Source organism: Cytophagia bacterium CHB2 (assembly GCA_030263535.1).
Classification (GTDB): Bacteria; Zhuqueibacterota; Zhuqueibacteria; order Zhuqueibacterales; family Zhuqueibacteraceae; genus Coneutiohabitans.
On record SZPB01000497.1, the window covers coordinates 1 to 3,713 of the forward strand.

Sequence of the window (3,713 nt, forward strand, 5' to 3'; positions counted from 1 at the left end):
AGAATTATGCCAAAGCATAGAATCGCATCTTGACCCTATAAATATTAGTCAAAATCGTAGTTGCTTTGGTGGCTTTCTAGTTTTAACCGGACAGCAGTGGCTGGCGTTACCTCTAATGAATTTTGAGATTCACGTTTGGTGATGTTCAGCCAGTCACTTCTTTCGTCAATTCCAGCCGCTGCAAATAGGCCCGCCGCGCAATCTGCACATCGGCGAGAAAATGGGGGAGCTCCTCCAGCAGCAGCGCTTGCGGACCATCAACCAGTGCGCTGGGCGGATCAGGATGAAAGTCCACCAAGATCATATTCGCGCCAGCGATCACACCCTGGGTGGTGGCATGAAAAATGTCAAGCAGGCCGTCGGGCGCGCGCGCGCGCGATCCCACCGAATGTGACGGGTCGATGCACACCGGCATGCGCGTCAAGCGCTTCACCACCGGCACATGCGAGAAATCCACCATGTTGCGATGCGGCTCGGCGAACGCATTCTTCATGCCGCGCAAACAAAAAATCACATTGCTGTTGCCCTCGCTGGCGAGGTATTCCGCGGCGTTGAGCGACTCCGCCAGCGAGATGCCGAAACCGCGTTTTAACAACACGGGATATTTTTTTTGTCTGCCGATCGCCTTTAGCAGCTCGAAGTTCTGCGTGTTGCGCGTGCCGATTTGCAACAACACGCCCGTGGGATTTCCAGTCTGCGTCAAGCACTCATCGATTTCTTCCACGTGATCTTCGTGCGTGATTTCCATGGCAATGATCTTGATGCCGTATTTCCCCGCCAGCTCGAACACATAAGGCAGGCAGCTTTTGCCGTGTCCTTGAAAGGAATAAGGATTGGTGCGCGGTTTATAGGCGCCCATGCGCGTGCAGGTTTGTCCGTTTTCCTGCAGGGCGCGCATCATGATCTCCACATGTTTGCGGTTGTCAACCGCGCACAAGCCGGCAAAAACGATGAGGGTATTCTGATCAAAGTGAATGCCGTTATAAGTAAAACCGGTGGCGCGGTTGCCATCTTTATGGCGGCCGAGGATGCGGTACTCTTCCGAAATGCGTATCACGCGCTCGACGGCCGGCAATGCCGCGATGGTTTCCAAACTCAATTTCTTGGTGTCGCCGATTAGATAAATCTCCGTGAGCTTTTGCTGCCGGCCCTGTACCTCGTGTTTTTGAATTCGAATTTGGGGCAAATTGTTGAGGTAGGATAAAGTCGTCTGAAACGATTCCGAGCTTTCGTCGATGTTGGGGTGAAGAATAACGAGCATAATGAACTTTCGCTTGTAATTTTCCTTGTTCCGGCGCCCAACCGTCCCTGCCCGCCCTGCAAAATTTTCATGGAACCGGCGCTTTGAATTTTTATCTCAGGCATCTGCCTGATCGCTTGCCGAAAATAGCATATTAATTTTCGGGATACAAGAGGCAGAGGTGACGAAAAATGGCTCATGCGTTTTGATAATCAAGTTCGGCTATGTTCCGCGTATGGGAGCAATTCCCAAAAGGTGGTGTTTCAAAATTGCCCTTTCATTGAGCCGTGAAATTATGTCACCACTTCGTGGTTTCATGAAGAAAAAACGCCAAATGACTATAATCATGTCATTCCTTCGGGATTTTCCGAACCGAGAATCCCGAAGGAATGACATGATTATAGAAAGATAGCCAAAAAGAACAGGATAAAACCACGAAGGGTGACATATTTACTGCACCAACTTTTAGGAATTGCCCCCCGCGTAGTGCGCGTATGTAAAAAAGCCTTTAAAATCGCGGAGTTCATGATTATATTGGGGCCGTCGCGCACCAACGTTTTGACAATAACGCCAAACCTTTTTTTTCGCGACTGTTCGATAGAGAATGCAATAAGACTCACCTCGAAGCCGTCACAATTCGCCCATGTCGCAATACGATCCTTCACCTCCCCTGCCTCGCCCGGCTTATGCCTGGTATGTGGTCGCAATTCTCACGCTCGCGGCGATTTCAGCCTATATCGACCGGTTGATCCTCAGCTTGTTGGTCGCACCCATCAAGCGTGATTTCATCATCAGCGACACGGAGATGAGCTTGCTGATGGGCTTCAGCTTTGCGTTGTTTTATACCGTGCTCGGTTTGCCCATTGGCCGACTGGCGGATTCCCACAGCCGGCAGAAAATCATCATCATCGGCATTACTCTGTGGAGTTTGATGACAGCGCTCAGCGGTATTGCCCAAAACTATGGCCACCTCTTTCTGGCGCGTGTGGGCGTGGGTGTGGGCGAGGCTGCGCTTTTCCCGGCGGCTTATTCGATGATCGCCGATTATTTTCCCAAGCAGCGCCTGGCCATGGCCATGAGTGTGTTCGGCATGGGAATTTTCATCGGCTCTGGTTTGGCCATGTTCATCAACGGCCTTGTCGTGGGAATGACTTCGCAACAGACGATGCTGGAATTGCCGTTCATCGGCGCCATCTTTCCCTGGCAGAAAATTTTCTTTGTGATCGGCGTGCCGGGCTTGCTCATCGCCGCCTTGATGTTTACTGTAAGAGAACCGGCGCGCCGCGGCGTCCCCTCCGGGCGGGATGCCAACGCCGGCCAAACACAATATCCCCTGCGCGAAGTCTTCGCCTACATTCGCGCAAACAAAATGACGTTCCTCTGCCACAATCTCGGCTTTGCGTTGTTCGCCCTGCACAACTATGCTGCGAACGCCTGGATTCCTCCATTCTTTACGCGTACTTATGGGTGGGAGGCGTCAAAAGTCGGAATTGTTTACGGTCCGATCATTGTCGTTTTCGGCACGATAGGCATTTTGCTGGGTGGTTACCTCACGGATTGGCTAGCCAAGCGCGGCTATGCCGATGCCAAGCTGCGCACGGGCTTGATTGCAGCGCTAGCGCTTATGCCCACGATCCTTCTCTATCCGCTCATGCCGAATGGTGAAACGGCATTGCTGGCGCTGATTCCGGTGAATATCTTTGCGAGTTTTGCCTTTGGCGCAGCCACCGCGGCAATTCAGGAGGTGACTCCCAATCAAATGCGCGCGCAGATTTCGGCGCTGTACTTGTTCCTGATCAATCTCATCGGCCTGGGCTTTGGTCCCACGGCCGTGGCCTTGACCACGGATTTTGTTTTTGGCGATGAAAATGCCGTTCGCTATTCGCTGATCATTGTCGGCGCCATTGCCTTGTTGCTGGCCGCCTTGTTGTTCTGGTTGGGATTGAAACCGTATCGGCGGAGCTTGGCGAATCTGCAAGAACAGGCGGCAGCGAGCCGCTAAACCGAATCCTGTCTTGCATCTCGCAGCGGCACAAGCTATATTTCGGCCATGTTAGAAATGCGACCCTACATTGAAGCCTATCGCCGCCGTATTCCGTTCGAAACATACAAATATCAAGCGGAGATTATCGAAAAAGGCCAGGTTCTATATGAATTCAATCGAGAGCAAAGCATTGCACTGGCTCAATGCTGCGCTGATGCCAGCGAGATTTGATTTTAAATTCGAGGGAATTCCCAAAGTTTTTCACTTCAACGCATTCAGGAAGAATTACTAAATGGAAGACAAAATCGCCGTCTTTATCGATCTCGAAAATCTGGTTTTGGGCGACAAGCAGCCGATCATCGGATTCAACATTCAAAAAATTCTCGAGCGTTTGCTGGAAAAAGGTAAAATCGTTGCAAAACGTGCGTATTGCGATTGGGAAAAATACCCCAAAGAAAAACTCGCGTTGCACGGCGCGGCCATCGATCT

3 protein-coding genes are annotated in these 3,713 nt (G+C 51.3%); 2 read left to right on the forward strand and 1 reads right to left on the reverse strand.

Annotation, left to right across the window (positions count from 1 at the left end; translation table 11 throughout):
• Positions 1 to 145: 145 nt before the first annotated feature.
• Complete coding sequence (locus FBQ85_27875) at positions 146 to 1,261, reverse strand: 3-deoxy-7-phosphoheptulonate synthase (GenBank protein ID MDL1878953.1); 1,116 nt, start codon at positions 1,259 to 1,261, stop codon at positions 146 to 148.
• A gap of 622 nt (positions 1,262 to 1,883) precedes the next feature.
• Here FBQ85_27875 and FBQ85_27880 point away from each other — a divergent pair.
• Both FBQ85_27880 and FBQ85_27885 read left to right on the forward strand, forming a co-directional pair.
• Positions 1,884 to 3,242: an MFS transporter gene (locus tag FBQ85_27880; GenBank protein MDL1878954.1), complete on the forward strand. Its 1,359-nt coding sequence runs from the start codon at positions 1,884 to 1,886 to the stop codon at positions 3,240 to 3,242.
• A gap of 274 nt (positions 3,243 to 3,516) precedes the next feature.
• Positions 3,517 to 3,713: NYN domain-containing protein (locus FBQ85_27885; protein MDL1878955.1), on the forward strand; the 197-nt coding region annotated here is incomplete at its 3' end.